3 protein-coding genes and 1 pseudogene are annotated in these 876 nt (G+C 69.6%); all 4 read right to left on the bottom strand.

What is annotated here, in order from left to right:
* A partial coding sequence (locus tag IF67_RS45900; RefSeq protein WP_267959250.1) for a condensation domain-containing protein occupies window positions 1-237 on the bottom strand: 237 nt, incomplete at its 3' end.
* 74 nt (window positions 238-311) lie between these two features.
* Window positions 312-467: pseudogene (locus IF67_RS45905) on the bottom strand (condensation domain-containing protein); the annotation flags it as partial.
* Window positions 452-655 (bottom strand): phosphopantetheine-binding protein, encoded by a 204-nt coding sequence (locus IF67_RS45635; protein WP_030993715.1) that lies wholly within the window; start codon window positions 653-655, stop codon window positions 452-454. The pseudogene IF67_RS45905 and the gene IF67_RS45635, both read right to left, overlap by 16 nt.
* A 64-nt stretch (window positions 656-719) precedes the next feature.
* Entirely contained in the window at window positions 720-869 is a 150-nt protein-coding gene (locus tag IF67_RS45640; RefSeq protein ID WP_324608910.1) for an AMP-binding enzyme, read from the bottom strand.
* Between the last annotated feature and the right edge of the window lie 7 nt (window positions 870-876).

Consider the following 876-nt stretch of genomic DNA (forward strand, 5'->3'; position numbering starts at 1 on the left):
ACTGTCCGGGTCGCTCTCGTCGCCGAGGACTTCGCGCTGCCAGAGGGTGTAGTCCGCGTACTGCACCGGCAGCGGCGTCCACTGCGGAGCGATGCCGTCGCGGCGGGCTGCATAGGCGATGGCGAGATCGTGGGTGAGGGGGGCGAGTGAGGCGCCGTCGCTGACGATGTGGTGGGCGAGGAGGAGGACGAGGTGTTCGTCGTGGGTGAGGGTGAAGACCCAGGCGCGCAGGGGCACGTCCCGAAGGTGTGGGTGACCGCCTGGCTGACGGCTGCGTCCAGGTCGTCTTCGTTGACGGGGACGATGTCGATGACCGGCCGGGCGGCGTCGCCGTGCAGGACGTGCTGGTAGGGCGTCCCATCGCTCTCCGGGAAGACCGTGCGCAGGGTTTCGTGCCGGTCGGTGAGGTCATGGATCGCCTCACGCAGTGCCTCGACGTTCAGCGAACCGGTCAGCCGCAGCGGCATCGCGCCGCACGCGCTCCGGTTGCGTGCTGGAGGCGGGTGGCGAGGCCGGCGACGGTGGGCGCCTCGAAGAGATCACGTACAGCGAGTTCGGCACCGAACGTGGTGCGGATGCGGCTGACGAGGCGGGTGGCGAGGAGGGAGTGTCCGCCGAGGTCGAAGAAGTTGTCGTCGATCCCGACGCGGTCCACGCCGTGGGTGTTGCGGGGGCCGCGGGTGGTTGCAGCCGTGCTGAACTGCGGCGCGGGAAGGGCCTTATGGTCCCCCGTTCGGCGTCAGGGGCAGCACATCCAGTGTGACGAGGGCTGCGGGAACCATGTAGTCCGGCAGGGTCCGTGCGGTGTGTTCGCGCAGGTCGGCGGTTGCCGTGTCAGCGTCCTCCGTGGGGATGACGTAGGCGACGATGCGCTGG

The organism is Streptomyces sp. NRRL S-1813 (genome assembly GCF_000719605.1).
GTDB classification, from domain to species: Bacteria; Actinomycetota; Actinomycetes; order Streptomycetales; family Streptomycetaceae; genus Streptomyces; species Streptomyces decoyicus.